The 26,536-nt window shown below is 70.3% G+C and carries 22 protein-coding genes and 1 riboswitch; of the genes, 10 read left to right on the top strand and 12 right to left on the bottom strand.

All coding sequences use genetic code 11. The annotated features are described in order from the left end of the window. Positions 1-127: 127 nt before the first annotated feature. Positions 128-2,359, top strand: a complete 2,232-nt coding sequence (gene pknB, locus L8M95_RS16180) for a Stk1 family PASTA domain-containing Ser/Thr kinase (RefSeq protein WP_396119068.1) — start codon at positions 128-130, stop codon at positions 2,357-2,359. Positions 2,360-2,363: 4 nt separating this feature from the next. On the opposite strand, the gene L8M95_RS16175 is transcribed toward pknB, so the two are convergent. From L8M95_RS16175 to L8M95_RS16155, 5 genes are read right to left on the bottom strand one after another with little or no spacing between them, the layout of a single operon-like run. Then, positions 2,364-3,770 (bottom strand): class II 3-deoxy-7-phosphoheptulonate synthase, encoded by a 1,407-nt coding sequence (locus L8M95_RS16175; RefSeq protein WP_260487102.1) that lies wholly within the window; start codon positions 3,768-3,770, stop codon positions 2,364-2,366. A gap of 36 nt (positions 3,771-3,806) precedes the next feature. Then, the gene (locus L8M95_RS16170) at positions 3,807-4,304 is read right to left on the bottom strand and encodes a polyadenylate-specific 3'-exoribonuclease AS (protein ID WP_260487101.1); all 498 of its coding nucleotides are present in this window, start codon (positions 4,302-4,304) and stop codon (positions 3,807-3,809) included. 6 nt (positions 4,305-4,310) lie between these two features. Further along, positions 4,311-5,051, bottom strand: a complete 741-nt coding sequence (locus L8M95_RS16165) for a 1-acyl-sn-glycerol-3-phosphate acyltransferase (RefSeq protein WP_260487100.1) — start codon at positions 5,049-5,051, stop codon at positions 4,311-4,313. A gap of 44 nt (positions 5,052-5,095) precedes the next feature. Then, positions 5,096-5,983: a hypothetical protein gene (locus L8M95_RS16160; RefSeq protein WP_260487099.1), complete on the bottom strand. Its 888-nt coding sequence runs from the start codon at positions 5,981-5,983 to the stop codon at positions 5,096-5,098. After that, positions 5,980-6,441, bottom strand: a complete 462-nt coding sequence (locus L8M95_RS16155) for an SRPBCC family protein (protein WP_260487098.1) — start codon at positions 6,439-6,441, stop codon at positions 5,980-5,982. Before L8M95_RS16155 ends, L8M95_RS16160 begins: the two co-directional genes overlap by 4 nt. Before the next feature lie 139 nt (positions 6,442-6,580). Between L8M95_RS16155 and L8M95_RS16150 the strand changes: the two genes are divergently transcribed. Continuing rightward, on the top strand, positions 6,581-8,380 hold the full coding sequence (locus L8M95_RS16150; protein WP_260487097.1) for a long-chain fatty acid--CoA ligase: 1,800 nt from the start codon (positions 6,581-6,583) through the stop codon (positions 8,378-8,380). Between the two features lie 34 nt (positions 8,381-8,414). On the opposite strand, the gene L8M95_RS16145 is transcribed toward L8M95_RS16150, so the two are convergent. The 4 genes from L8M95_RS16145 to L8M95_RS16130 form a co-directional block, all read right to left on the bottom strand. Next, entirely contained in the window at positions 8,415-9,548 is a 1,134-nt protein-coding gene (locus L8M95_RS16145; protein ID WP_260487096.1) for a glycosyltransferase family 4 protein, read from the bottom strand. Between the two features lie 95 nt (positions 9,549-9,643). After that, a complete protein-coding gene (locus tag L8M95_RS16140) occupies positions 9,644-10,789 on the bottom strand; it encodes an NlpC/P60 family protein (RefSeq protein WP_260487095.1) in 1,146 nt (381 codons plus the stop codon). A gap of 173 nt (positions 10,790-10,962) precedes the next feature. Further along, positions 10,963-11,568: a C40 family peptidase gene (locus L8M95_RS16135; RefSeq protein ID WP_260487094.1), complete on the bottom strand. Its 606-nt coding sequence runs from the start codon at positions 11,566-11,568 to the stop codon at positions 10,963-10,965. A gap of 12 nt (positions 11,569-11,580) precedes the next feature. Continuing rightward, positions 11,581-11,730: riboswitch (cyclic di-AMP (ydaO/yuaA leader) on the bottom strand. Between the two features lie 79 nt (positions 11,731-11,809). Beyond that, positions 11,810-12,028, bottom strand: coding sequence for a hypothetical protein (locus tag L8M95_RS16130; protein ID WP_260487093.1), 219 nt, complete (start codon positions 12,026-12,028; stop codon positions 11,810-11,812). A gap of 155 nt (positions 12,029-12,183) precedes the next feature. Between L8M95_RS16130 and L8M95_RS16125 the strand changes: the two genes are divergently transcribed. After that, positions 12,184-13,815: a DEDD exonuclease domain-containing protein gene (locus tag L8M95_RS16125; protein WP_260487092.1), complete on the top strand. Its 1,632-nt coding sequence runs from the start codon at positions 12,184-12,186 to the stop codon at positions 13,813-13,815. Here the strand turns inward: L8M95_RS16125 and trpD are convergent. Further along, positions 13,802-14,860, bottom strand: coding sequence for an anthranilate phosphoribosyltransferase (trpD, locus tag L8M95_RS16120; protein WP_260487091.1), 1,059 nt, complete (start codon positions 14,858-14,860; stop codon positions 13,802-13,804). The two genes, L8M95_RS16125 and trpD, sit on opposite strands and share 14 nt — an antisense overlap. A 290-nt stretch (positions 14,861-15,150) precedes the next feature. Here trpD and L8M95_RS16115 point away from each other — a divergent pair, with 290 nt between their 5' ends. The 5 genes from L8M95_RS16115 to L8M95_RS16095 all read left to right on the top strand — a co-directional run bounded on the left by L8M95_RS16115 (position 15,151) and on the right by L8M95_RS16095 (position 22,051). Continuing rightward, positions 15,151-15,762, top strand: coding sequence for a heme-copper oxidase subunit III (locus L8M95_RS16115; protein WP_120285797.1), 612 nt, complete (start codon positions 15,151-15,153; stop codon positions 15,760-15,762). 55 nt (positions 15,763-15,817) lie between these two features. After that, entirely contained in the window at positions 15,818-16,702 is an 885-nt protein-coding gene (locus L8M95_RS16110) for a c-type cytochrome (RefSeq protein ID WP_260487090.1), read from the top strand. Then, positions 16,699-17,889: a ubiquinol-cytochrome c reductase iron-sulfur subunit gene (locus L8M95_RS16105; RefSeq protein ID WP_260487089.1), complete on the top strand. Its 1,191-nt coding sequence runs from the start codon at positions 16,699-16,701 to the stop codon at positions 17,887-17,889. Before L8M95_RS16110 ends, L8M95_RS16105 begins: the two co-directional genes overlap by 4 nt. Continuing rightward, positions 17,886-19,508: a cytochrome bc complex cytochrome b subunit gene (locus tag L8M95_RS16100; protein WP_260487088.1), complete on the top strand. Its 1,623-nt coding sequence runs from the start codon at positions 17,886-17,888 to the stop codon at positions 19,506-19,508. Before L8M95_RS16105 ends, L8M95_RS16100 begins: the two co-directional genes overlap by 4 nt. Before the next feature lie 110 nt (positions 19,509-19,618). Beyond that, positions 19,619-22,051: an AAA family ATPase gene (locus tag L8M95_RS16095; RefSeq protein WP_260487087.1), complete on the top strand. Its 2,433-nt coding sequence runs from the start codon at positions 19,619-19,621 to the stop codon at positions 22,049-22,051. Positions 22,052-22,094: 43 nt separating this feature from the next. On the opposite strand, the gene L8M95_RS16090 is transcribed toward L8M95_RS16095, so the two are convergent. Further along, complete coding sequence (locus tag L8M95_RS16090; RefSeq protein ID WP_260487086.1) at positions 22,095-23,663, bottom strand: FAD-binding protein; 1,569 nt, start codon at positions 23,661-23,663, stop codon at positions 22,095-22,097. A gap of 134 nt (positions 23,664-23,797) precedes the next feature. On the opposite strand from L8M95_RS16090, the gene L8M95_RS16085 reads away from it, so the two are divergent. Together L8M95_RS16085 and L8M95_RS16080 are read left to right on the top strand one after the other, a co-directional pair. Then, positions 23,798-24,322 carry a DUF3253 domain-containing protein gene (locus L8M95_RS16085; protein WP_260487085.1) on the top strand — a complete coding sequence of 175 codons (525 nt, stop codon included), beginning with the start codon at positions 23,798-23,800 and terminating at the stop codon, positions 24,320-24,322. A 149-nt stretch (positions 24,323-24,471) separates the two neighbouring features. Continuing rightward, positions 24,472-25,629 carry an acyl-CoA dehydrogenase family protein gene (locus L8M95_RS16080; protein WP_260487084.1) on the top strand — a complete coding sequence of 386 codons (1,158 nt, stop codon included), beginning with the start codon at positions 24,472-24,474 and terminating at the stop codon, positions 25,627-25,629. Between the two features lie 82 nt (positions 25,630-25,711). Here the strand turns inward: L8M95_RS16080 and L8M95_RS16075 are convergent, their stop codons facing one another. Further along, complete coding sequence (locus L8M95_RS16075; protein ID WP_260487083.1) at positions 25,712-26,284, bottom strand: DUF6512 family protein; 573 nt, start codon at positions 26,282-26,284, stop codon at positions 25,712-25,714. Between the last annotated feature and the right edge of the window lie 252 nt (positions 26,285-26,536).

The following is a 26,536-nucleotide window of genomic DNA, read 5'->3' as shown; positions in this document are numbered from 1 at the left end:
AGGTTAGTCCCACGGGTGCGCCCGGGTCCCACCGGCGCACGACCGGCTCCCACCCGCGGGACCGGCGCCGCGGGGTTGCGGACCCCGTCGGCTCGGGACATACCGCCGACGGGACGGGAGGGGCAGAATGGACGCCATGAGCACTTACGACGGGAAGCCCCCCGGACCAGGCACCCTGCTCGACGGTCGATACCGGCTCGACGCCGTGATCGCCCGCGGCGGGATGTCCACCGTCCACCTGGCCACCGACGAGCGGCTGGACCGCCACGTCGCCGTCAAGCTGCTCGATCCGACCCTCGCCGGTGACCGCGCGTTCGTCGACCGCTTCACCCTCGAGGCCAGGTCGGCGGCCCGCCTGTCCGATCCCGGGATCGTCCAGGTCTTCGACCAGGGCGTCGAGGGCGACACCGCGTTCCTGGTGATGGAGCTCGTGCCCGGCGGGACACTGCGGGAGCTACTCGACGAGCGCGGTCCGATGCCCCCGTACGCCGCGGCCGCCGTCCTGCGTCCGCTGCTCGGCGCCCTGCGCGAGGCCCACCAGGCCGGGTTGGTGCACCGCGACATCAAGCCGGAGAACGTGCTGATCTCCACCAACGGCGCGGTCAAGCTCGCGGACTTCGGCCTCGTCCGCGCCGTGGCCGAGTCCCGTGCCACCTCCAGCAGCGTGGTGATGGGGACGGCCGCCTACCTCTCCCCCGAGCAGATCTCCGGCGCCGACACCGACGCCCGGTCCGATCTCTACTCGCTGGGCGTGCTCGCCTACGAGATGCTCACCGGGGAGCCACCGTTCAGCGGCGACAACAACATCGCCGTGGCCTACCGTCGCCTCGACACCGACGTGCCCGCCCCGTCCGACCAGTCCGACACCGTGGCCGAGGACCTGGACCACCTCATCCTGCACGCCACCCGACGCAGCCGCGAGGACCGCTACGCCGACGCCGGGGAGATGCTCCGGGACCTCGACCAGGCCGCCAGGATCGGCCGGTTCCCCGACTACGTCGTCCCGGCACCGAGGCAGTCCTCGTGGTCCAGGGCGCGGGCGAACGCCGCGCGCGCGACCCCGGGCGGGGAGTCCGAGTTCGACGCCGCCGACCGTGAGAGCGGCGAGACGCTGCGACGGGGCGACGGGCCGACGCCGACCAGGGTCGAGACCAGAGCCGTTCCGGTGCCGACGGACGCGGGAGCGGCTGCGGGAGCGGGCGCCGCCCCCGCGCACTGGCACGGCGCGGGCTCGGGTCACTATCCCCCCGGTGACCTCGACACCGCCCCCGACCGGGACGTCATCCGTCCGCGTCCCCGGCGCGGGATGCTGTGGCTCATCGTGGTGCTCGCGGCCGCGATCGGCCTGGCAGTGGCCGGCTGGTGGCTGGGGTCCGGACGGTTCGTCGAGGTACCGGCGGTCCAGGGCATGTCCGTGGGGCAGGCGACAGAGGCGGTCAACGCCGTCGGACTCACCGCCGCCACCCGGGACGCCTTCAGCAACGACGTCCCCCCGTCCGCCCTGGTGGGTACCGACCCCGCGGCGGGTGAGAAGGTCCCCCGCGGGGACACGGTGGCGGTACTGGTGTCCGTCGGTCGTCCCGTGGTTCCCGAGGTGGGCGCCGACCGGTCGGTCGACGCCGTGTCGGCGGCACTGCGGGAGAACTCACTGGAACCGGTCCGCGGCGGGAGCGAACACTCGGACTCGGTGCCCGTCGGTCAGGTGGTCTCGGTGCAGCCGAGCGCGGGGACGACCGTCGACGTGGGCACGCGCGTCGCCATGGTCACGAGTTCCGGGCCCGCCCCCGTCGCGGTCCCCGAGGTGGTGGGGCTGGAGGAGGATCAGGCTCGCGCGGCCCTCGAGGGCGCGGGCCTGACGGTGTCACAGGTCAGGAGGGTCTACGACGACGAGGTGGACGGCGGCCTGGCCGTGGGCACCGACCCGGATCCCGGAACCGACGTGTCCCGCGGTGACGGCGTCACCCTGCTCGTCTCCAACGCGCTGACCGTGCCGGACATCCGGGACGTCCCCCTCGACGAGGCGGCGGATGTCCTCGACGAGGCCGGGTTCACCATCGTCCGCGAGGCGCCCGTGACCGATCGACAGATCGCCGACGGGCGTGTGGTCCGCACCGACCCCCCGGCCGGCACCCGGGTCGACCCGGCGAACGCGGTCCTGCGGATCGTTCCCTCCGACGCGGTGACCGTCCCGGTGTTGTTGGGGGCGCGGGCCTCCGACGCGCGTCGGACGCTGCAGGACGCCGGCCTCAGGGCCACCATCGACTCGGGCACCGCCCGGGGCATCGTCTACGGGCAGAACCCGCTGCCCGGCCGCGTGGTGGCCCGGGGCAGCGAGGTCGAGATCGACGCGCTGGGCTGACGGCTCAGCCGCGCAGCATCTCCGCCACGAGGTACGCCAACTCCAGCGACTGCTGGGTGTTGAGCCGCGGGTCGCAGGCGGTCTCGTAGCGGCCCGCCAGGTCGAGGTCCGAGATGTCCTGGGCGCCACCGAGGCACTCCGTGACGTCCTCGCCGGTGAGCTCGATGTGGATGCCGCCCGGGTGCGAACCGAGCGAGTGGTGGACCTCGAAGAATCCCTGCACCTCGTCGATGATCCGGTCGAAGTGGCGGGTCTTGTAGCCGTTGGACGTCGAGTGGGTGTTGCCGTGCATGGGGTCGCACTGCCAGATGACCTTGTGGCCCGTCGCCTCGACCGCCTGGACGATCGGGGGCAGGGCCTCGCGGACCTTGTCGTTGCCCATGCGCGAGACGAGGGTCAGCCGACCCGGCCGGTTGTGGGGGTCGAGCTTCTTCACGTACTCGACCGCCAGCTCCGGAGTGGTGGTGGGGCCGATCTTCAGACCGATCGGGTTCTGGATCAGTGAGGCGAACGCGACGTGGGCGTCGTCGATGCCACGGGTGCGCTCCCCGATCCACAGGAAGTGCGCGGACAGGTCGTACAACCCCTGCTCGGCGTCGCCGGTCAGTCCGGTGCCGTCATCGGCCAGCCGCAGCATGGCCCGCTCGTAGTCCAGCACCAGGGCCTCATGGGAGGAGAAGATGTCGGCCGAGCGCAGATTCGCGTCCGACACCCCGCAGGCGTCCATGAAGCGCAGTCCGCGATCCACCTCCGCGGCCAGGGCCTCGTAGCGGGCACCCGCGGGCGACCCGGCGACGAACTCCATGTTCCACTCGTGGACGCGATGCAGGTCGGCGGTGCCGGACGCCGTCAGGGAGCGGACCAGGTTCATCGCCGCGGCCGCGTTGGCGTACGCGCGGACCAGTCGCGACGCATCGTGTCCGCGGGCGGCCTCGTCCGGCTCGAGGCCGTTGACCATGTCGCCGCGGTAGGACAGCAGCCCGGTGCCGTCCCGGTCCGCGGAGCGGGGCTTGGCGTACTGGCCGGCGATCCGACCGACCTTGACCACGGGCATCGACGCGCCGTAGGTCAGCACGACCGACATCTGCAACAGGGTGCGCAGGACGCCCTTGATGTGCGGCTCCGTGTTCGCTTCGAACGTCTCGGCGCAGTCGCCGCCCTGGAGAAGGAACGCGCGTCCGTGTGCGACGTCGGCGAGGCGGTCGGAGAGGTGCTCGACCTCGGAGGCCACGCAGATGGGCGGCACGCTCTCGAGCACCTTGCGCATCGCCGCGGCGTGCCCGGGATCCCACGACGGCTGCTGCAGGGCGGGCCGCGAGAGGGCGTCCGCCAGCTGGCGATCGAGGTCCGCGGAGAGCGGCGGCAGGTCGGGGAGTTGCGCGATGTCGACGTCGACTGTCCAGTTGCTCACCTCGGCGACGATACGCCACCCCCGGCCGACCGGGGCTCAGAGACCCAGGTGGGGCGCTTTCGCGGCGATGGCGCGGAAGCGCATCGCCGCGTGACGGGCGTCGGCGAGTGCGTCGTGCTCCCCGCCGGGGTGCTGGGGCAGTTCGGGTCTGCCCGCGGTCTCCCAGAGCTGACGGACATCCCGGGTGAACCGGGGCATGGCGGCCGGCAGCGCCGTCATGTCGCCCCACAGTTGGCACACGGCCACATGGTCGTAGGCGCCGATCCACGCCCACATCTCGACCCCGCCGGTGGGTGGGGCGGTGACGAAGTCGTAGAGCTCGTCCCGGATCCGTGTCCGCGACATCCATGCGGACGACGACGGGTTGGGCAGCTTGGGAAGGACGTTGCGCCGCACCCACGGCCCCGCCGCGGAGGCGTCGAACTCGGTGGAGACGGCGTAGAACTCACGGCCGTCCTCGGCGACGATCCCCACGGAGACCAGCTCGATGGTGGTGCCGTCCTCGATGAACTCGCAGTCGTAGAAGTAGCGCACCGGCGGTCAGCGCTGTCCCTCGACGGGGTGGTCGAGCAGGTTCCGCCCGGCCTTGCGCACCGCCTCGTAGCGCTTCTTCATCTCCGCGCCGTACGTGTGGTGGACGTACTCCTGACCGGTCAGCGCCTGGATCCGGCGCATGAGCTCGTCGGTGATCTCACGCTCCGCGTCCCGGTCCCCTTCGCGTCCGGCCCACGGCGACAGGTCGAGCGGCTCGCCGAGCATCACGCGGATCTCGGTGCGTCGTCCGGGGCGGAACCGGGAGATCCGGCGGACGTACTCCGAGGTCCCGGTCACGCCCACCGGGATGATGGGCACCCCGGCGCGGAGCGCGAGGCGGGCCGGTCCGGTCTTCCCGCGGTACAGGCGACCGTCCGGCGAGCGGGTCCCCTCCGGGTAGATGCACAGGATCTCCCCGGAGGAGAGGACCTCGAGTCCCGCGTCGAGGGCGGCCTGGGCGGCGTCCGCATTGGTGCGGTCGATCGGGTGCTGCCCCGAGCCCGCGAAGAACCACCGGCTGAGCATCCCGCGGATGCCCGTGCCGGTGAAGTAGTCACTCTTGGCCAGGAAGGTGACCCTCCGGGGCAGGAGCAACGGGGTGAACAACCAGTCCGCGACCGACTGGTGGTTCCCCACCAGCAGCGCACCGCCGCGCTCGGGGAAATGCTCGCGGCCGGTGACGACCCGACGGCTCGTCAGCCGCAGGAACGGGCCGATGAGCACGTATTTGAACAAGTAGTACAGCAACGGGTCACCGGTCCTCTTGTGATGGCTGTCGACGAATGCGGATACTACCCGGCACGGTCCGCGGATCCGGACGGTACGAGGTTCGGGGGCCACAGGTCCGGGTCGGGCAGGAAGCGGACCACCACCCGGCCCGTGTCGGGCTCGAACACCGAGTCGGTGAGCACACACCGGGACAGCAATGCCGGCATCGACATGACGGCCCGGAACCCGTCGAATTCCAGGCGGAGCCGGTCCCCCTCGACCGACACCGGCGCGGACGGCCGCATCGGGGCGGGGTACTCGACCCGGTATCCGCCCTGACCGTCGGGGGCCACCACCGGGGTGACGGCGCCGCGGGCCAGGGCCGCCATCTCGGCGGTCCCTCCCGCCGGGGCTCCCGCCACCCGGATCTCGATCGACCCGGCCAGGAAGTCGGCCACGTCACCGGCGAGCAATGCGAGGCGGTGTGCCTCGCGGACCCGCACGTCGGCGCGTCCTCCCGCCGCCATGGAGGCGAAGCGCACGTTGGCGGGCCACCGCGACTCCACGAAGGCGGCCAGTTCTCCGGCTGCTGCGATCCGACGTACCGCGGTCAGGTCACCGTCGAGCTCGACCACGACGACGTCCCAGTAGTCGGACACGGCGGCGCGCCGCGCGTACTCCCATCCGAGCACCGCGGCCAGCGGGGTGTCCCCGCCCGCGGCGAGCGCGGCGAGGACGTCGTCATCCGGGTCGGCGGCCCCCGACCGGTAGGCCTCGAGCCTGGCGGTCGGGTCGTCGACCCGCACCTCGACGGACCCGGCCTCCGAGACGTCGAGACGGGGATCGACGGCGTCGGGATGGCCGGTCAGGACCAGCGCCGTGAGTTCCCCGTCCGCGAGCTCATCGGCGGTGACGCGCGCGCGGTCCCCGGGGTCACCCCCGAGCACGACGACGACCCTGGTCCTGCTCACAGCGATTCCGCCCGGCGCTTGAGTTCACTCAACGCATCGCCGAGGATCCGCCGCTGGGCACGGCTGCGCAGGCTCCCGATCACCGGGACCGTGAGCTCGATCTCGAGCTCGTAGTCCACCCGTGTGCCGCCCTCGACGGGTTCGAGGCGGTAGCAACCCCGCTGGGCCTTCTGCAGCGCCGAGCTCTCCAGGCGCCACTCCAGTCCCCTGTCGTCCGCCGACCACGAGTAGACGAGGACGTACTCGTCGGTGATCGCGCCCGCCTCGAGCTGGAACCGCACCCGGTCCGGGCGACCGTCCTGACCGGACGACAGCACCTCGGCGGCCCGGATCGACGCGGACCATTCGGGGTACGCCGCGAAGTCGGAGATCACGGTCATGACGTCCTCAACCGGCGCGTCGACCACTGTGGAGTCTCTGGTCGGCCAGACCTCGGGGGCGCCATCGTGCTCGCTCATACCCCCAAGCTTCACACATCGGGCCCCGCGATGCGCCCCACCCTCCGTGCCCGGAGGGCAGGCGACGTGACCGACGGTCGACACCGGCGATAGTGTGTGGTCACCGACATACACTGAACGGCTTTACCGGGAGGACCCTTTGCGCGAATACGTCGCGGTACCCGCCAACTTCACCGTCCCTGATGACTGGTCCTGCGTTCAGTCGGCATACGACCGGGCAGAACGGACCCCGGAGAACGTGGCTTTCCAGAAGCCGGTCGACGGTCGGTGGACGGACGTCACCAACCTCGAGTTCGCCGAGGAGGTCCGCACGATCGCCCGCGGCCTGGTGGCGCGCGGTGTCGAGGCGGGCGACCGGGTCGCCCTGCTGAGCTCGACCCGGTACGAGTGGAACGTCATCGACTTCGCGATCTGGGCGGTCGGCGCGGTCACGGTCCCGGTGTACGACAGCTCGAGCGCCGACCAGATCCGCTGGATCATGGAGGATTCCGCGGCGCGGTTGATCATCGTCGAGAACGACACCCACGCGGCCACCGCCCGGGAGGGCGTGGAGGGCCTCGAGGTCGCCGACGTCCTGGTGATCGAGGGTGACACCCCGGCCCTGGAGGCCCTCGCGTCCGCGGGGTCGTCGGTCGACGCCTCGGTGCTCGACGCCCGCCGCGCCTCGGTGCGTGCCGACTCGCCCGCGACGTTGATCTACACCTCGGGCACCACGGGACGTCCCAAGGGCGTCATGCTCAGCCACCGCAACTTCATGTCCGAGACGCTGGCCGTCCTCGAGACGCCATTCAGGGGGATCCTCCGCGACGACGCCACCTCGGTGATGTTCCTGCCCCTGGCCCACGTGCTGGCCCGCGCCATCACGTACGCCGGCTTCCACGCCGGTGTGACCATCGCGCACTCCGCCGACCTGACCAATCTGGTCGAGACGTTCGGCGAGATGAAGCCGCACTACATCCTGGCCGTGCCCCGCGTCTTCCAGAAGGTCTTCAACAAGGCCCAGGCCACGGCTCAGGACGGCGGCGCGGTCAAGGCATGGATGTTCGACAAGGCCGCCGACACGGCCGTCGCGTACTCCAAGGCCAATCGGAGCGAGGGCCGTGTGGGCCCGCTCCTCAAGCTGCGCCACGCCATCTTCTCGAAGCTCGTCTACGCCAAGCTCGTCAACGCCCTCGGTGGGCGCTGTGAGGTCGCGATCTCCGGCGGAGCGGCCCTGGGTGAGCGTCTGACCCACTTCTTCGACGGCATCGGGGTCAACATCTTCGAGGGCTACGGCCTGACCGAGACCTGTGCCGCCATCACGGTCAACACCCCGGGTCGGATGCGGATCGGCAGCGTCGGTCAGCCGCTGCCCGGCTGCGCGGTCCGCATCGCACAGGACGGCGAGGTCGAGGTCAGCGGACCCGTCGTGGCCTCCGGCTACTGGCAGAACGAGAAGGCGACCTCCGAGTCCTTCACCGACGGGTGGTTCCGCACCGGCGACCTCGGTTCGCTGGACGAGGACGGCTACCTGTCGATCACCGGCCGGAAGAAGGAGATCATCGTCACGGCCGGCGGCAAGAACGTGGCACCCAACCAACTCGAGGACGCGCTGCGCGCGGACCCCCTCGTGGCCGAGGCGGTGTGCGTAGGCGACGGCAAGCCGTTCATCGCGGCGCTGCTGACCCTCGACCCGGAGGCGGTCGACCGGTGGAAGACCCACCACGACAAGTCCGGCTCGCTGTACGAGCTGCTGAAGGACGCCGACATGATCGAGCACCTCGACCAGGCCCTGGCGCGCGCCAACCGGAGCGTCTCGCACTCCGAGTCGATCAAGAAGTACCACGTGCTGCCGGACCAGTTCACCGAGGAGACCGGTGAGCTCACCGCCTCGCTGAAGGTCAAGCGCAACGTGGTGCACCAGAAGTACGCCCAGCAGATCGAGTCGCTCTACGCCTGATCCGACGGCGCCGCGGAACGCGTGCTCTCGCGGGTCACTCCCCCGAGAGCACGCGTTCCATGTCTTCCGCCAAGTCCTCCCAGCGCCAGTTCTCCAGGACCCAGGTCCGGCCGCGCACGCCCATGGCCGACGACCTGGGCCGGTCCTCGAGCAGCCCGGCGACCGCGTCGGCGACCTCGCCCTGCGAGGTCCCGTCCACCACGAGTCCGGTCCGACCATCGCAGACCGTCTCCGGCGCGCCCCCGCTCCGGCCGGCCACGACCGGCACCCCGCACGCGGACGCCTCCAGGTAGACGATTCCCAGTCCCTCGACGTCCAACCCGCCCCCGCGGGTTCTGCACGGCATGGCGAAGACGTCTGCCATCCGGTGGTGGTCGACGATCTCGTCAGCCGGGACGCGCCCGGTGAAGATGACCCGATCGGTCACGCCGAGGCGGCGCGCAAGTCCCTCCAGCGTGCGCCGGTAGGGTCCCCCGCCGACGACGACGAGGACCGCCCCGGGCACCCGCCTGGCGATCTCCGGCATCGCACGGATGAGCATGTCCTGTCCCTTCCTCGGCACGAGGCGCGACAGACACACGATCACCTCGCGGTCCGCGAGCCCGTAGCGATCGCGGATCGCCCTGCGCCGGGCCGGATCCGGTCGGAACTTCTCCGTGTCCACCCCGCCCGGTTGGTGCACCAGACGAGCACGGGGACCGAACGCGGCCGCGAACCGCCTGCGCGTGTAGTCGCTGACGTAGGTCACCGCGTCGGTGGACTCCCCGATCAATCGGAGCACCTGGCGCGAACCCGGGAGCATGGACCACCCCACCTCGTGACCGTGGGTGCTCGCGATGATGCGGTCCACCGACCCCTCTCGCAGTACCGGCGCCATCGCCGCGAGGGGGGCGGCCGCCCCGAACCAGATCGTGGTCGCGCCGAAGTCCGAGGCGAGCCTCCGTGCGCGCGACGCGAGGTCGGGCGTCGGGAGCAGCATCTCGGTGGGCACCCTCTCCACCAGGTAGGGCCTCGAGGCGTCGTACTCCTGCGACTCCACGCCACGGAACGTCGAGGCGAGGACCGCGACCTCGGTCGGGTCCAGGTGGCTCAGATACGTCTCCAGATACGACTGGATCCCGCCCGGGCGCGGCGGGTAGTCGTTGGTGATCAGCAGCGTCTTGGTCATCGGCTCCGAGCCTGCCACAGAGCCCCCGCCGGCATCGCCCCGACCGGCGCACCCGGCACCCCACGGCCGGAGGGTGGTCGACGGGCCCGCCGCGGTCAGTAGCGGCGGATTCCGTGGATCGGCATCGCGTCGGCCCTCTCGAGCCGGACCGGGACGCCGTAGGTCGGGGCGTGCAGGACCAGCCCGTCGCCGGCGTACATACCGACATGGGTGGCCCCGGGGAAGTAGATGACGAGGTCACCCGGCCGGATGTCGGCCATCGCCACCGGGGCGCCGGCGACCGCCTGCGCCTGACTCGACCGGGGAAGCGTCTTGCCCTCCCGGGCATACGCCCAGACCATGAGGCCCGAGCAGTCGAACTCGGACGGGCCCGTCGCCCCCCACGAGTACGGCGCGCCGAGCCGGGACAGCGCCACGCGCAGCGCGGCCGAATTGACGTCGTCCACGGGCGGGGCGACATACCCCTCCGGCATCACCGGTCCGCCGGCCCACCGGGCTCGTTGGGCGTCCGACAGCGCATCGACCCGTCGACGTACCTCGTCCATCCGTCCCCGCATCTCCTCGGAGCGCCGGGCGAGGTCGTCGGTCCGTTCCTGTGCATCGCGGGCCGCGTCACGGGCCACTGAAGCGGACCGGGTGGCGTCCTCCCTGAGCCGCACGGCTTCCCGCGACGCCGCCCTGGACACGTCGAGGGCGATGGTGGTGGCGCCGGACAGTCGACGGAGGGCGTCGAGCCTGTGGACGAGGTCCCGGGGACTCTCGGCGAGTACCGCCGCCCGGGTTGCGCCGGTGTCCCCGCCCCGGTATCGCATGGTCGCGAGCTGGTCGACGGTGGACTGATCCCGTTGCGCGACTCCGTCCGCGAGGGCGGACCGGCTCGCCGCCACCCCGGCCGCACGTTCCAGGCGGTCGCGTTCGCGAGTGGCCCGGTCCAGTTCCTCACGTGCCAGGTGCAGCTCCTCCCCCAGGGCTCCGGCCTCCTCGGACAGCCGTGCCAGCTCTACGAGGTCCTCGTCCACCCCGTCGGACACCAGGGAGGGCGACGACAAGGTGGTCAGAGGCGCCGAGTTGACGGGCGCCGAGGGCACAGGGGCGGTGGCGTCGGGCGGGGATGACGACGGCACCGTAGGAATGGATTCGGCAGCCGGCTCGGTGGTCTGTGCGCCGGCCACGGCGAGACCCAGCGTCAACGAGGTGGCCGTGGCCGCTGCGATCGCGACCGCGCGGAGGCTGCGGGTCATCTGGTGTCGTCGAACTCTCGGATCCGGGGTCACGCGGGGCGTGGGCGTCGCACCGACGCCTACGGTGGAATCGGGGACCTGAGAGCGCATGTTACAGACGCCAGACCCCGCCGGTGACCGGTTCGTGACCGGGTACCGACGGGGTCTGCGGGAGTTCGGTGTGTGCGACCGACTCAGTAGTAGCGGGTTGCGCCGTAGAACGGCATCGAGTCCAGCGGCGCGTAGCTCACCGAGGTGCCCGAGTAGGGAGCGTGGACGACCTGGCCGTTACCGGCGTAGATCCCCACGTGGCTGGCGCCACTGTAGAAGGCGACGATGTCACCCGGCTGCAGGTCGGCCTTGGAGATCTGGGTCCCGCCGCCGATCTGGGCCTGGCTGGTACGCGGGATGGAGATGCCCGCCTCCTTGTAGGCCCACGAGGTCAGACCGGAGCAGTCGAACGAGTTGGGGCCGGTCGCGCCCCAGACGTAGGGCGAGCCGACGCGGGTGGTGGCCGCGTCGAGGATGCGCTGGCCGGTCGAGACCACCGGGGCGGGCGCGGCGAACTCGACGGGGGCGGCCTGGGCCTGTGCCAGACCGGCCGGCAGCTCGATGCCCTCCGGGAGGTCGAAGCTGACCTGGTTCGGCACGCCGGGCAGCTGCAGCTCGACGGGCACGTCCACGGTCACGGGCGCGGCGGCGGCGGGTCCGGAACCGGCGACAGCGGCTCCGGCTGCGAGCAGGCCGGCGGCGGCGACACGGCGGCCGGTCGAGCTGGTCTTGATGCTGTGGGCTCCCACGAAGACTGTTCCTCTTTCTTCCTGCGGCACCGACCGGGTTAGCTGACGGGTTCGGACACGGAAGTCTGTCCTACACTCTCCGACCTGTAGGCCCTCGAGCGATTCACCCCAGTGGATCTTGGTTCCCCGGCGCGCCCTGCGGCGCTTAGGTGTGACCCCGGCTCCCCGCCGGCGGGCGGGCGATGACTTCCGAGGTCTCGAAAAGGTTACGAAACCATCTCGTCGAAGTCCAGTTCATCGCTCACGCGGCGGCTTCGGCCCCCACGATCCGGACCGTGGAGACCATCCCCACCTCACGCAGCACTTCGATCGCCTCACGCACCTCGGGGTCGAGAACATAGCCGCACGACTCCGCCGAAAGCCCGTTCACCTGCGGTTCCGCCGATTCGAGAACGGTGATGATGCACCCGTCACAGGCGCCGGGTCGAGCTGGGCAGCGCTCGCAGTCCATCGTGAACATGATCTACCTCACACTCCGTCCTGGGCGTGTTGCCCGTTCGTTATCGGGCCGCGATCCGGGCCCGTGCGGTCGTTCCGCGGCGAACACTAGGAACCGGGTACGACACGGACAGCCGCGCGAGGGTGATGTCGGACCGCAGGGCTACCGTCTCCGGCATGTCCCGATCCCCCTCCCTCGTCCCGTCCGGGGTGCAGGCCGCCTTCGACGAGCTCGAGCCACTGCTCTCCGACGTCACCTTCGTCGTGGTGGACCTGGAGACGACGGGTACCCGGCCCGGGAGCGACGAGATCACCGAGATCGGTGCGGTGCGCGTCCGCGGCGGTGAGGTGCAGGCGGAGCTGTCGACGTTCGTCTCGATCGACGGGACCCTGCCCGGCCACATCAGCAGACTCACCGGGATCGCCCCGGGGGATCTCGTCGGCGCGCCCGCTCTCGGCGAGGTGATGTCGACCTTCCTCGAGTTCTCCCGCGGTGCCGTCCTGGTGGCGCACAACGCCAGGTTCGACCTCGGATTCCTGCGGGCCGCAGCCATGACGACCGGACACCCGTGGCCTGATCCCCCGTCGCTGTGCACCCTGGCCCTCGCGAGGCGGGTGTTGGACCGCGGGGAGACGCGGGGCCACCGGCTGGGGGTTCTCGCCGCACACCTGGGGGCGACGGTCGAACCCAACCACCGCGCCCTGCAGGACGCCCGTGCCACGGTGGACGTACTCCACGCACTGATCTCGCGGGTGGGCGACTGCGGGGTCTCGACGCTCTCGGATCTGCGCGCCTACGACGGCCGCCTCTCCCCCGAGGTCAGGCGGCGGTCCGCCATGACCGAGTCACTGACCGACGGAGCGGGGGTCTATGTGTTCCGGGACGAATCCGGTGGCGCCTTGTACGTCGGCTCATCCGGAGCGGTCCGCAGACGGGCCCGTTCCTACTTCTCCGGCGGGGACTCACGTGGACGGATGCGGACCATGGTCGGACTGGCCGCCTCCGTCGACTCGGTCGCGTGCGCCCACCTCCTCGAGGCCTGGACCGTCGAGGAGCAGCTCATCGACTCCCTGCAACCACCGTTCAACACGCGGTCGCGCCGTCCTCGCCGCGGCTGGTGGCTCACCCCGCCCACCGGCCGCGCCACCCGACCGAAGGTCGTCAGGTCACCGGACGATCCCGCTGCCGTCGGGCCTTTCCGACGAGCCGAGGACGCCCGGGCCGCATGGGAGGACCTCCTCACCGTGTTCGGCACGGTCCCGGGGCCCGATCGCTGGGCGGCGCTGGCGGCGGGACGGGACTCCGGTCCGCTCCGTGCCCTCGTCGACCGGGTTGAGGTCCTCGCCGCCGAGGGAGCGTTCGAACGCGCGGCCCGGCTCAGGGACAGGACCGCCACTCTCGTCCGCGTGCTCTCCCGGGGGCAGGAACTCGCCGCGACGGCCGCCCTGCCAGAACTCGTGCTCGTCCAGCCGGCGCCGCGTCGGACATGGGCCGTCGCGGTGGTGCGTCACGGTCGCCTCGCCGGGTCCGGGATCGTACCGACCGGTGCGGCGCCGATGCCGGTCATCCGGGGCCTGTGCGCCGCCGCGACCACCGTCCAGCCCGGACCGGGGCCGTTCGCCGGGGCCACCGCTGCCCAGATACGGAACGTCCACCGGTGGATAGACTCCGCCCGGACCCGCATCGTCTCGGTCGAGGGGTGCTGGGCGTTCCCTCTGGACGGGGCACACACCCTGACCGGCTGGGCGGATCGGGCGGAGAACGCCGCCGCCCAGCACCGCGGGACGGGACTCGTCAGCTCGCGCTGAAACCGGCCCATCTCTCGAGCAGTCGCGCCGCCTCGCCGTCGTCGATCGCCGCCGACGCCCGGACCACCGCAGCCCGCATGGCGGGCACGAGGTCGTCACCACGCCCGAGACCGTCGAAGGCCACCAACGCGGCCGCGGAGTTGAGCAGAACGGCATCGCGGACCGGGCCCCGCACGCCCGCCAGGAGATCGCGCGCGACCCCTGCGTTGTGGGTACCGTCGCCACCGCGCAGCTCCTCGATCGAGCAGGTGTCCATACCGAAGTCCGCGGGTTCGATCCGGTCCTCGTCCACCTGCCCGTCGGCCACCCGCAGCACCCGGGTGGGGCCTGTCATGGTGATCTCGTCGAGGCCGTCCGACCCCCGAACGACGAGCGCCGACTTCCCACGCAGTGCGAACACCTCGGCCATGACCGTCATCAGGCTCTCGAAGGCGCATCCGATGAGGTTCGCCGCGGGCGCGGCGGGGTTCGTCAGCGGACCGAGGATGTTGAAGACGGTGGGGATCCCGATCTCACGCCGCGGGGTCGCGGCGAAACGCAGCGCCGGATGGAACACGGGCGCGAAGCAGAAGGCCACGCCGACCTCGTCGAGGCACCGTCCGACCTCCTCGGGACCGAGGTCGATCGCCACACCGAGGGCCTCCAGCACATCGGCCCCGCCACTCTTCGACGACGCGGCCCGGTTGCCGTGCTTGACCACCGGCACGCCGCAGGCACTGACGACGAGGGAGGACATGGTCGAGATGTTGACGGTGCCCTGCCGATCACCTCCGGTACCCACGATGTCGACGCAAGCGCGGTCGGTGGGCACCCGACGCGAATAGTCGAGCATCGTGGAGGCGAGTGCGTCGAGCTCGGGCCCGGTGACGCCCTTCATCTTCAACGCGACGCCGAACGCGGCGATCTGCGCATCGGTGGCCACACCCTCCATGATCCGGGACATCGCCCACCCGGCGTGGACCGGATCGAGATCCTCGCCCGCGGTGAGGGTGCCGAGGACCCCGGGCCACGACCGGCCCCCGTCGAACGCTGCCGAACTGCCCACGTGTCCCGACCTCCTCTGGTGTCATGGAAGCGAGCGCACCCCGGGGGCGCCGCCCGCACGCGATCAATCGTGCCACTGGTCCGCCCCGACCCGCGCGCGGACTCCCTTTACACACTGGTGGGGCACCTTAGGCGGGGCCGCCTGAGAGGGCCCTGATAGCCCCTGAAAGGGGCCCGATTCCGGCCCCTGTTCGTGCGGTTTTCAGAACGACCTGCGGAAATGCTGAGGGGACACGCCGATTTCGGGGGTCCGTGCAGACCGGTGCCTCCTGAGGGGTCATACTTGGCCACGTGACGAGCGCAGTAGATAACTCAGGATCGGCCATGGCCCAGCGTGTTCATTCGCTGAATCGGCCGAACATGGTCAGTGTGGGCACCATTGTCTGGCTGTCCCAGGAGCTGATGTTCTTCGCGGGGCTGTTCGCGATGTACTTCGTCTCCAAGGCGAACTCGGGAGGTGACTGGCCCTCCTACCCGGTGCACCTCAACGTGCCGTTCGCCCTGACGATCACCGTCATCCTCGTGGCGTCGTCGTTCACCTGCCAGATGGGCGTGTTCGCCGCCGAGCAGGGAGACGTCTTCGGCCTCCGCCGCTGGTACGTCATCTCCGCGGTGATGGGAACGGTCTTCCTCATCGGGCAGACGTACGAGTACGTGATGCTGGTCCTCGAGGGCACCACCATCTCCTCCAGCGTGTACGGATCCGTCTTCTTCATCACCACCGGCTTCCACGGCCTCCACGTCGCGGCGGGTGTCCTGGCCTTCGTCGTCCTCGTCATGCGGACGACGATGTCGCGGTTCACGCCGGCGCAGGCCACTGCCGCCATCGTGGTGTCGTACTACTGGCACTTCGTCGACGTGGTCTGGATCGGCCTCTTCGTCACCATCTACTTCATCCAGTAGCAGCTGGCCGCAGGACGCTGTGTCCAGCAGGTCCCAACACCAAAGGGAACTCACAATGAACTCACCTCACCCACCCGCTGCGGACACGCCGTCGCCGGACCCGGCGACGACCCCTGCGCGTCCGGCCTCCACCAAGCGGCGCCGCAAGGCGACCGGCGCGCTCGTCATCGCTGCCGGCCTCCTCGGCGCGGGAGCCATCGCCACGGCAGTCGTGCCCGAGCCGCAGGTGGCTACGGCCCAGCAGGACCAGGCGGCGCTGATCGCCGAGGGCAAGTCGATCTACGACGTCGCGTGCATCACCTGCCACGGGCAGAACCTGCAGGGTGTCGAGGACCGCGGGCCCTCGCTCGTGGGCGTCGGCGCGGGGTCGACCTACTTCCAGGTCCACTCCGGTCGCATGCCGGCCGCGGACAACGAGGCCCAGGCGGAGCGCAAGAAGCCCCGCTACAGCGAGCACCAGATCATGGCACTCGCCGCGTACGTCGACGTGCACGGTGGCGGGCCCGGCATCATCACCAACGCGGACGGCACGATCGCCCAGGAGTCGCTGCGCGGCGCCTCCGGCGAGAACCGCGCGGAGGAGATCGCGCGCGGCTCGGAGCTCTTCCGGCTCAACTGCGCGTCCTGCCACAACTTCACCGGCCGCGGTGGCGCGCTCTCCGGGGGCAAGTTCGCCCCGGTTCTCGACCCTGCCAACGAGCAGGAGATCTACCAGGCGATGCTCACCGGCCCGCAGAACATGCCCAAGTTCTCGGACCGTCAGCTCACGCCTGACGAGAAGAAGGACATCATCGCCTTCATCAAGGACACAGACAGCAAGGTCTCGCCCGGAGGCTACGGCCTCGGTGGCCTCGGTCCCGTGACCGAAGGCGTGGCCATGTGGCTTGTCGGCATCGTCGCCCTCATCGGTGCGACCCTGTGGATCGGATCCCGTTCATGAGTGAGACCCCGAAGAACCCGTCCCCGGCGGACCTGGACCGGATGAGCGATGCCGAGCTGGTGCGACTGGGCACCGAACTCGACGAGGTCGACGTCCGGCACCGCGAGAACCGCTGGCCCGAGGGCGTCACCACGCGCTCGGAGAAGCGGGCGGCCCTGACCGTCACGATCTGGTTCGCACTGTCGGCCCTGTTCGGCCTCGCATTCGCCGTCGTCTACATCTTCTGGCCGTGGGAGTACCGCGGCGAGGGTGAGGACGGCTTCTGGCTGTACATGGCCTACACGCCGCTCCTCGGACTCACGATCGGCCTGTCGATCCTGTTCCTCGGCTTCGGCGCGGTCCAGTTCACAAAGAAGTTCGTCCCCGAGGAGATCGCGGTCCAGACCCGCCACGACGGCGCCTCGGACGACCTCGACCGGCGCACGTTCGTCGCCGAGCTCAACGACTCGTGGAAGACCTCCACCCTCGGCCGACGCAAGGTCATGGGCGGCTTCCTGGGTGCGGGCGTGGGACTCATCGGACTCTCGGCGATCCTGCCGCTCGGCGGCATGATCAAGAACCCGTGGAAGCGCGGCGAGATGACGGTCGCCGGCGACGGCACCCTGCACACCACCGGGTGGACCCTGGCGTCCGACAACCGTCCCGACGGGCTCCCGCCGGAGAAGGTGTACCTCGGCCGCGACACCGGCAAGGTCTACCCCGACGGGCACCCGCCCGCCGGTGAGGGCCGCCTCGAGCGCATCCGTGTGGACGATCTCGCCGCCGGTGGTCTCGAGTCCGTCTTCCCGCTCCCCGCGACCGCCCTGGGCAACTTCGAGGAGCACATGCACTCGATCCACGGCTCGCGCAACTCGGTCATGCTCATCCGCTTCCGTCCCGAGGACGCGGCACGGGTGACCAAGCGCAAGGGCCAGGAGAACTTCAACTACGGCGACCTGTACGCCTACTCGAAGATCTGCACCCACCTCGGGTGTCCCACGTCGCTGTACGAGCAGCAGACCCATCGATTCCTCTGCCCGTGCCACCAGTCGCAGTTCGATGCGCTCGAGTACGCGAAGCCGATCTTCGGCCCCGCCGCCCGCGCGCTGCCGCAGCTGCCCATCGCCGTCGACAGCGAGGGTTACCTCGTCGCCAACGGTGACTTCATCGAGCCGGTCGGACCTGCCTACTGGGAGCGTCGTTCATGAGCAACAACACGAGACTCGCGGCACTGGGCGACGGCCTGGACTCGCGGTACACCATGTCCAAGGGCCTGCGCCGGCAGATCAACAAGGTCTTCCCGACGCACTGGTCGTTCCTCCTGGGTGAGATCGCCCTGTACAGCTTCATCATCCTGTTGATCTCGGGTGTCTACCTCACCCTGTTCTTCGATCCCTCCATGTCGAAGGTGATCTACCAGGGTGCGTACGCCCCGCTCAACGGCATCGAGATCTCCCGTGCCTACGAGACGGCGTTGAACATCTCGTTCGAGGTCCGCGGCGGTCTCTTCGTGCGCCAGATCCACCACTGGGCGGCACTGCTGTTCGTCGCCTCGATGGTCGTGCACATGATCCGCATCTTCTTCACCGGCGCGTTCCGTCGTCCGCGTGAGGCCAACTGGGTCATCGGCTGCGTGCTGCTCCTCCTGGGCATCGTCGAGGGCTTCCTCGGTTACGGCCTGCCGGACGACGTCCTCTCGGGCACCGGCCTCCGGATCACCTCGAGCATCATCGTCGGCCTGCCCGTCATCGGCACCTGGATGCACTGGATGATCTTCGGCGGGGACTTCCCCGGCGAGCTGATGATCCCCCGCTTCTACGTGCTGCACGTGCTGATCATCCCCGCGATCATCCTCGCGCTGATCGCCGCTCACCTGGCGCTGGTCTGGTACCAGAAGCACACGCAGTTCCCCGGGCCCGGCCGCACGGAGAACAACGTCGTCGGCGTCCGGATCCTGCCGGTCTTCGCCGTCAAGTCGATCGCCTTCGGTGCCATCACCATCGGCATGCTCATGCTCTTCTCCGGCCTGTTCACCATCAACGCGATATGGAACCTCGGGCCCTACAACCCGTCACACATCTCGGCGGGCTCGCAGCCTGACTGGTACATGCTGTGGACGGAGGGCGGCGCCCGTGTGATGCCGGCCTGGGAGCTCTACCTCGGCCCGTACACCGTGACCGCGACCACCTGGGTGGCGGTCATGCTCGGAGCAATGGTGGCGCTGATGTTCGCGTACCCGGCGATCGAGTCGAAGCTCACCGGCGACAAGGGTCATCACAACCTGCTGCAGCGTCCGCGCGACGTGCCGGTCCGCACCGCTGCCGGAATGATGGCGATCACGTTCTACGTGATCCTCGTGCTGATGGGCGCCAACGACCTCATCGCGTATCACTTCTCCATCTCGCTCAACGCGACGACGTGGGCTGGCCGCATCGGTCTGATCATCCTGCCGCCGCTGGTGTACTTCTTCACCTACCGCCTGTGCCTGGGTCTCCAGCGCGCGGACCGCGAGGTGCTGGAGCACGGTATCGAGACCGGCATCATCATGCGGATGCCGCAGGGCGAGTTCATCGAGGTCCACCAGCCGCTCGGCGCGATGGACGAGCACGGCCACGCCGTACCGCTCGCCTACGCCGGCTCCAAGGTGCCGACCAAGATGAACCAGCTCGGCGTGGCCGGCCGTCCCCCGCGGGGTGCGCTCAAGGCCGACCCGATCGAGGAGGCCCGCCTGCTCGAGGACGCCGAGCACGACAAGCACCACCGCGAGCACTCCATGCTCACCACGCTGCAGGAGGAGAACCGGGGCCGTCGCCACGACGATCACTGATTCACCGGCAGCACCCGACCGCGGGCCGGATCTCCACCTGGAGATCCGGCCCGCGGTCGTCGGCACCCCGGCCGCCGTGACCTGCGAGAGGCGCACATGAGGAGGACCGCATGAGCGTGCACGCCGAACGCGGACTCGTGCCCACAGCAGAGTTCGACCGCGCCCTCGACCTCCTGCACTCGGGGCACGACCTCTTCCTGACCGGTAGGGCCGGCACCGGGAAGTCGACCCTCATCCGCCGGTTCCTCGCCGAGACCGATCAGCCCGCCCTCGTCGCGGCGCCCACCGGGATCGCCGCCCTCAACGTCGGCGGCTACACCATCCACCGGCTGTTCGGCTTCCACCCCGACCACACGGTGGACCATGTGCGGAGCAACTCCTACCGTCCGGGGAGGTTCGCGCAGGCCCTCTCCGGTGCGCACACCCTCGTCCTCGACGAGGTGTCGACGCTCCGCGCCGACGTCTTCGACATGATCGCGATCGCCCTCGAGCGGTTCGGCCCCGACCCCACGCTGCCGTTCGGGGGTGTCCGACTCGTCCTCGTCGGGGACCTCTTCCAGCTGCCTCCCGTCGTCACCGCGACCGAGAATCCCTCCTTCGAGGCGACGTACGCGACGCCGTACTTCTTCTCCGCCGAGCGCTTCCACCCCGAGCACTTCCCCACCGTCGATCTCACGCATGTGTTCCGGCAGTCCGGCGATCCGGAACTCACCGCGATCCTCAACTCGATCCGCGAGGGCGCACTCGTCGGCCCGGCGCGCGAGCGGCTCAACTCGCGTACCGACCCCGGCTTCGAGCCGCCGGACGACGAGTTCTGGCTGACGCTCACCACCACCAACCGCAGGGCCGCGAGCCACAACCAGCGGCGCCTCGAACGCCTGCCCGGTTCCGAACTGGCGATGGAGGCGACGCTCAGTGGCGACCTCACGGGGTTCGAACTGCCCACCCGGGAGGTGCTGGGCTTCAAGATCGGCGCCCAGATCATGATGCTCACCAACGACCCCGCCGACCGCTGGGTCAACGGTTCCATCGGACGGGTGCTCGACGTGACCCTCGGGCGACGGGGGGACCGCGGCGAACGCGGGCCCGTCGTCGTCGTCGGATTCACCGGCGGCGAGGTCGCCGACGTCGCGCTCCACACCTGGGACGTCACCCGTCCGGATACCTCCGGCGGAGGGATGCGGCACGAGGTGGTCGGGTCCTTCACCCAGTTCCCGTTCACCCTCGCCTGGGCCGTGACCATCCACAAGAGCCAGGGTCAGACGCTGGACAGGGTCGTGGTCGACCTCGGCGGTGGCACGTTCGTGGCGGGCCAGCTCTACGTGGCGCTGAGCCGTTGCCGATCTCTCGAGGGCCTCGTGCTCACGCGCCCGGTGCTCCCGGCGGACCTCAAGACCGACCGGCGGATCATCCGGTTCCTCCGATCGCCACTCGGTGGTCCCACCACCCGCCGGTACTGCGCCGTCGCGGTGGTGACCGTGGGCGAGGACGGGCCGCGGCCGCTGCCCCGGCCGGTGGAGCTCGCGGTCGCCTTCCCGGACGGCACCGCGGTGACCACCCTGGTCAACCCGCAGCGCGACCTGGCCCGGGCGCGGACGGAGTACGGGATCACCGTCTCCGACGTCCTGCTCGCCCCCACACTCCTCGAGGCGTGGTCCGTGCTCGCCCCGCTCGTGGACGGTCACACCCCGGTCGGTGTGGACCTCGACGTCACGCTCGGCCTCCTCGAAGCGGAGTTCGCGCGGCTGGGCGGCGCGGTGGCGATGCCCCTCGGGGTGGACATCCCGACCGAGGTCCTCACCCCGGGCGAACGGGCCCGGAGCCGCGCCGGTTCCGCCCTCGCCCGGGCCTGGGTCGCGCTCGAGGCCCACGACCGCGTGCACCTCGACGACACGGCGGCCGGTACCTTCGATGCCGATCTCGTCGCCGAGGCCGCGGTGAGCTACCTCCTCAGCCGGGACACCGACGTCCGTCCCCCGACCTCCGAGGTGCTCCCCCAGTTGTCGGCGCTGCTGGGTGTGAGCGCCGAAGTGGGTGCTGCCTTGTTGGGACGTCCGCGCCGTGGGGGGCGCCCGGGTCCCGGGGGCGACGACGAGGTGGTCGTCACCCCCGGGGACCGCGATGTCCTCGCCGGGGCGCGCGCGCTCGTCGCCGAGCAGATCAGACGCGCCGCACAGCGCGTTCCGATGACCGCCGATGTACTCGACCGACTGCGGCTGGCCTCCGGGGTGGTGGGCGCGGATCTGACCCGGGGACTCGAGGCCCCGCCGGCGGCCGGCGCGGCGGACGTGCTGCAGCCCGGGACCCGGGTGTGTTTCTCCGGCAGCGCCCTGGGCCGCGACGGGGCTCCCGTGTCACGGGAGGAGATGGAGACGCTGGCGCTCCGTCACGGTCTCGTGCCCGTGGATTCGGTGACGAAGAGCCGCTGCGACGCCCTGGTCGTCGCGGAGCCGGGGAGCCAGTCGTCCAAGGCGCGGGCGGCCCACAAGTGGGGCACGCCGGTCATCGCGGCCGTCGACTTCCTCGACTGGTCGAGCCGGTGACCGGGCGGGCCGGTGGCCAGGCGGGCGGGTGACCCGGCGTCGCTCAGGGAGCGATCGGCAACGCCTGTCCGGCCATGTCGGCGACCGCGCGGTACGCCATCGTCATCCCGGACCCGAGCGGCACACCCGGTCCCGGGTAGGCCTCCCCGGACACGGACGCCGACGAGTTACCCGCGGCGTAGAGGCCGGGGATGGGGCTCCCGTCGGCGTCGAGAGCGGCGCCGTTCGCGTCGATCACCGCGCCCCCCTTCGTGCCGAGGTCACCCAGCACGAGACGGACGGCGTGGAACCGCTCCCCGCCCACCGGCCGCAGGCACTGCTCGGGCGTCGAGGCACCGAGGAAGAACCGCCCGTACGGATCCTCGCCACGGGCGAAGTCCGCGTCGCGGCCCTGCTCGGCGAAGCCGTTGAAGCGGTCGATGCTCTCGCGCAGCGACGCGGGATCGAGCCCGGTGGCCCCGGCCAGCTCCTCGACGGATCCCGCGGTGTGCCACAGGCCTGCCTCCCGCAACGCGTCGGGCTCGGGGGCCGGGATGCAGATCGCCGGGTAGCCGCCGGCCTCGGCGTCGTCGAACACCAACCAGAAGTCGTCACCGGCACCGTCGGCCATACGGGCGTGCATCTTCCGCCCCATCTGGTCGTACGGCAGCAGTTCGTTGGCGAAACGGCGTCCGGTGCCGTCGACGATGATCCCGGAGCGGAAGCCCAGGGTGAACGCGGCGTGCCCGTTGGGGAACAGCGTGGCCGGGCACCACCAGGACTGGTCGAGCAGATCCAGACGGGCGCCGACCTGCTCGAACATGCGGACCGCGTCGCCTGATCCGGTGGCGGGGTGCGACGAGGACCAGTCGGCGGTGGGCATGTTCTGCCAGCGCTGACGCAGGTCGGCCGACCGTTCGAAGCCGCCGGCGGCGACCAGCACACCGCGGCGGGCGCCCAGGATCTGACGGCCGGACTCGCCCTGCACGACCACCCCGACGACTCGTCCGTCGCCGTCGCGGACCAGTTCCTCGGCGGCCGTGTTCAGCCGGGTCTCGGCGGTGTCCATGGCATCCAGTGAGAGCACGAGCCGGGCCACCCAGGCCCTCCCGCCCTCGAGCTTGGTGGTGTCCTCATCCGCGCCGAACTGGTCGGCGGGCACCGGCGGCCGGATGTCGGCCGCCCGGGCTCCGACCTCCTCGCCCTTGATGGGCTTGGGGTAGATGCTGCGCCCCAGCTCCTGGCGTCCGGGGGCGTCGAAGTAGTCGGGGAAGGCCTGGAACCGGGTGGGGATGCCCAGCTCGTCCCGGAGGAACTCGACGACCCGCGGCCCGGTGTTGAGGAACGCGTCCTGGACGTCGGCGGCCGTGCGATCGCCCACCACGGCGCGGAAGTAGGTGCGGCCACGCTCGACAGAGTCCTCGACCCCGTCGTGGGCCAGGACCGGGTTGCCGGGAAGCCACACTGCTCCGCCGGAGTATGCGGAGGTGCCGCCGAAGCGGTCGGTCTTCTCGATGAGGCAGGTCGACAGCCCGCGAGAAGCGGCGGTCGCGGCGCCGAAGAGAGCGGCCACCCCCGACCCCACGACCACCACGTCGAATTCCGCGTCGAATGTGTTGTCCTGCGCCGTCACGGCAGCCCTCGTCTTCTCTCGGTCACGGTGGAACACGTTCCAGTTCCTTCGGTGACCTTAACACCGGCCCTCCGCATGGCACGGCCGTTCCGGACCGGTGGGCAGCGGGGGGCGCGCGGGGCAGGATCGTGGACGTGACCGATCGTGACGAGGACACCGGCGGCACCGTGGAACGCACGGAGGACGGACGCTACATCGTGGTCAGGGGCCGGCGATGGCGGGCCACGGACCCGTCGATCCCGGAGAAGCTCCGCGCCGAGCTCGTCAGCGCGCTCATGACCGGCCGGCGGCTGGTCAAGACCGAGGGGAACGCCGCGCGGGTGATGGTGCACGACGCCAAGGTCGCACTCGGCGAGCGCGGCGACCCGTGGTGGGAGCCCACCGAGGACGGGAAACGCGACCGCCTGGCCGCGACGATCAGGACACTCCTGCGTTCGCGTGGCGAGGGCTCGATCTGCCCCTCGGACGCCGCCCGCGTTGCCGGTGGAGATCACTGGCGCGACCTCATGTCCACCGCGCGGGAGGTCGCTTTCGAGCTCCGTGAGGAGGGCGTGGTGGCAGTGACCCAGCGCGGCCGTCGGGTCTCCGGTCGCGAGGTGGCCGGGCCGATCAGGCTGATCGCCGACGACGGTCTGGAGTTCACGCCGCCAACGGGGTGATTCCTCGCCCTCGGATCGGTCGGTGGACGGGTGGGAGATGCGGGATTCTTGTACGCTACTCACCAGTAGGAAAACACCCATCTGACGCTCCGCTCCCCTCCACGGTGGCCCATCCATCGGAGCCGACCGTCCAACGGAAAGGCACGCACTTGCGCCGCACTGTGTTCAACGAAGACCACGAGGCCTTCCGCCAGACCCTCCGCGACTTCATCGAGTCCGAGGTGACCCCTCACTTCCAGGAGTGGTTCGAGGAAGGCATCGTCCCGCGCGAGTTCTACTACAAGCTGGCCGACCTGGGCCTGTTCGGCATCAACGTCGACGAGGAGTACGGCGGCGCGGGGATCAACTCCCACAAGTTCGAGGCCATCCAGTCCGAGGAGACCGCCCGTGCCGGCGTGAACTTCGGCGGCTCGGGTGTCCACGTGCTGCTCGGGCTCCCGTACATCAAGGCGCTGGCCACGGACGAGCAGAAGCAGCGTTACCTGCCCAAGTTCGTCTCCGGCGAGGAGATGTGGGCGCTCGCGATGACCGAGCCCGGCACCGGGTCGGACCTGGCCGGCATGAAGAGCACAGCCAAGCTCTCCGAGGACGGCACGCACTACGTCCTCAACGGCGCCAAGACCTTCATCACGGGTGGCGTCCACGCCGACCGCGTGATCGTGGCCTGCCGCACCGCTCCCCCGCGCGAGGACGATCGTCGCTTCGGCATCTCGCTGCTGGCGGTCGACACCAAGCTCGAGGGTTACTCGGTGGGTCGCAAGCTCGACAAGGTCGGCCTCAAGACCTCCGACACCGCGGAGCTGTCCTTCACCGACGTCAAGGTGCCGGTAGAGGACCTCCTCGGCGAGGAGAACCGCGGCTTCTACTACCTCGGGCAGAACCTCCCGTCCGAGCGCTGGGGCATCGCCTACGGCGCGTACGCCCAGGCCGCGGCCGCCGTGCGCTTCGCCAAGGAGTACACCCAGCAGCGGACCGTGTTCGGCAAGCAGGTCTCCTCGTTCCAGAACACCAAGTTCGAGCTGGCCGCCTGCCAGGCCAAGGTCGACGCGGCCCAGGCCGTCGCGGACCGCGCCCTGGAGGCATTGGACGACGGCGAGCTGACCGCCGCCGAGGCGGCCTCCGCCAAGCTGTTCTGCACCGAGGTGGCGGGCGAGGTCATCGACCGCTGCCTCCAGCTGCACGGCGGCTACGGTTTCATGAACGAGTACCCGATCGCGCGGCTCTACTCGGACAACCGCGTGAACCGCATCTACGGCGGTACCAACGAGGTCATGAAGTCGATCATCGCCAAGGACATGGGTCTGTAGAACCCACGCCCTCGATCGCCCCAGGGCCCCGTCTGCTTCCCGCAGACGGGGCCCGAGGCGTCCGACGGGCTCCGCCTGCCCGTCAGTCCCCGGGCGCGGCCTCGTAGTCGGCGTGCCCCTCGACCCCGTATCTGTTGGTGATGGGGTCGATGAAGACGTCGGGTTCGGCGGGGGGCCTCAGGGTGAAGACCAGGTAGGCGGCGATGATGCCGACCAGGTAGAAGACCGAGAGGACGACGACGAGGACGTCCGCCTCCAGACCGTTGAGCAGACTCACGAAGATCGCCTGCGCGAGCGCGATGCACAGGCCGAACACGGCGATGTCCACCCACAGCACATTGCGACCTGCGACCGCCTTGTAGGCGAAGACCACCCCGATCATCGTCACCGGGATCGAATAGAGAGCGACAGTGGCTGCGGGCACGAAGGAAGGCTGCGAGGCGCCCCCGAGCACGAAGAGGGCCGCGTACAGCACCATGGTCGGCCAAGCGGCGATCTTGATGTGCTCCCAGTAGCTTTCGTTGACCGCGGCGAACACGGCCACGACCCGGTTGTGCCCGCTCCAGTCGTAGGCGAAGTGGAGCACCGAGCCGACGGCGATCAGCGGGATGACCGCCCACCAACTCACCGAGACGACGGTATCCGTGTCCAACACGCTCCCATCCTCCCACCGATCGGCGTCGGTGGCAGGTTTTCCCTGCTCAGGGCCGTTTGTCGTATCCGGTTGCTAGTGTTTTCCCATCGAACACACGAGCGATAGCAGGCGGCCCGGCTCGCCGAAGGGGGTTCACATGCGGGAGGTAACTACCGACGACGGCAGTGCCGCCGACCGCGGCGATGATCCCGGCGTCGATGATCCCGGCTCCGATAATCCCGGCGCCGTGGCTGCCAGCCCCTCCGTCACCGC

Origin of the sequence: Dietzia sp. B32 (assembly GCF_024732245.1) — a bacterium.
GTDB lineage: Bacteria > Actinomycetota > Actinomycetes > Mycobacteriales > Mycobacteriaceae > Dietzia.
This window is presented reverse-complemented; position numbering and strand designations above follow the sequence as displayed.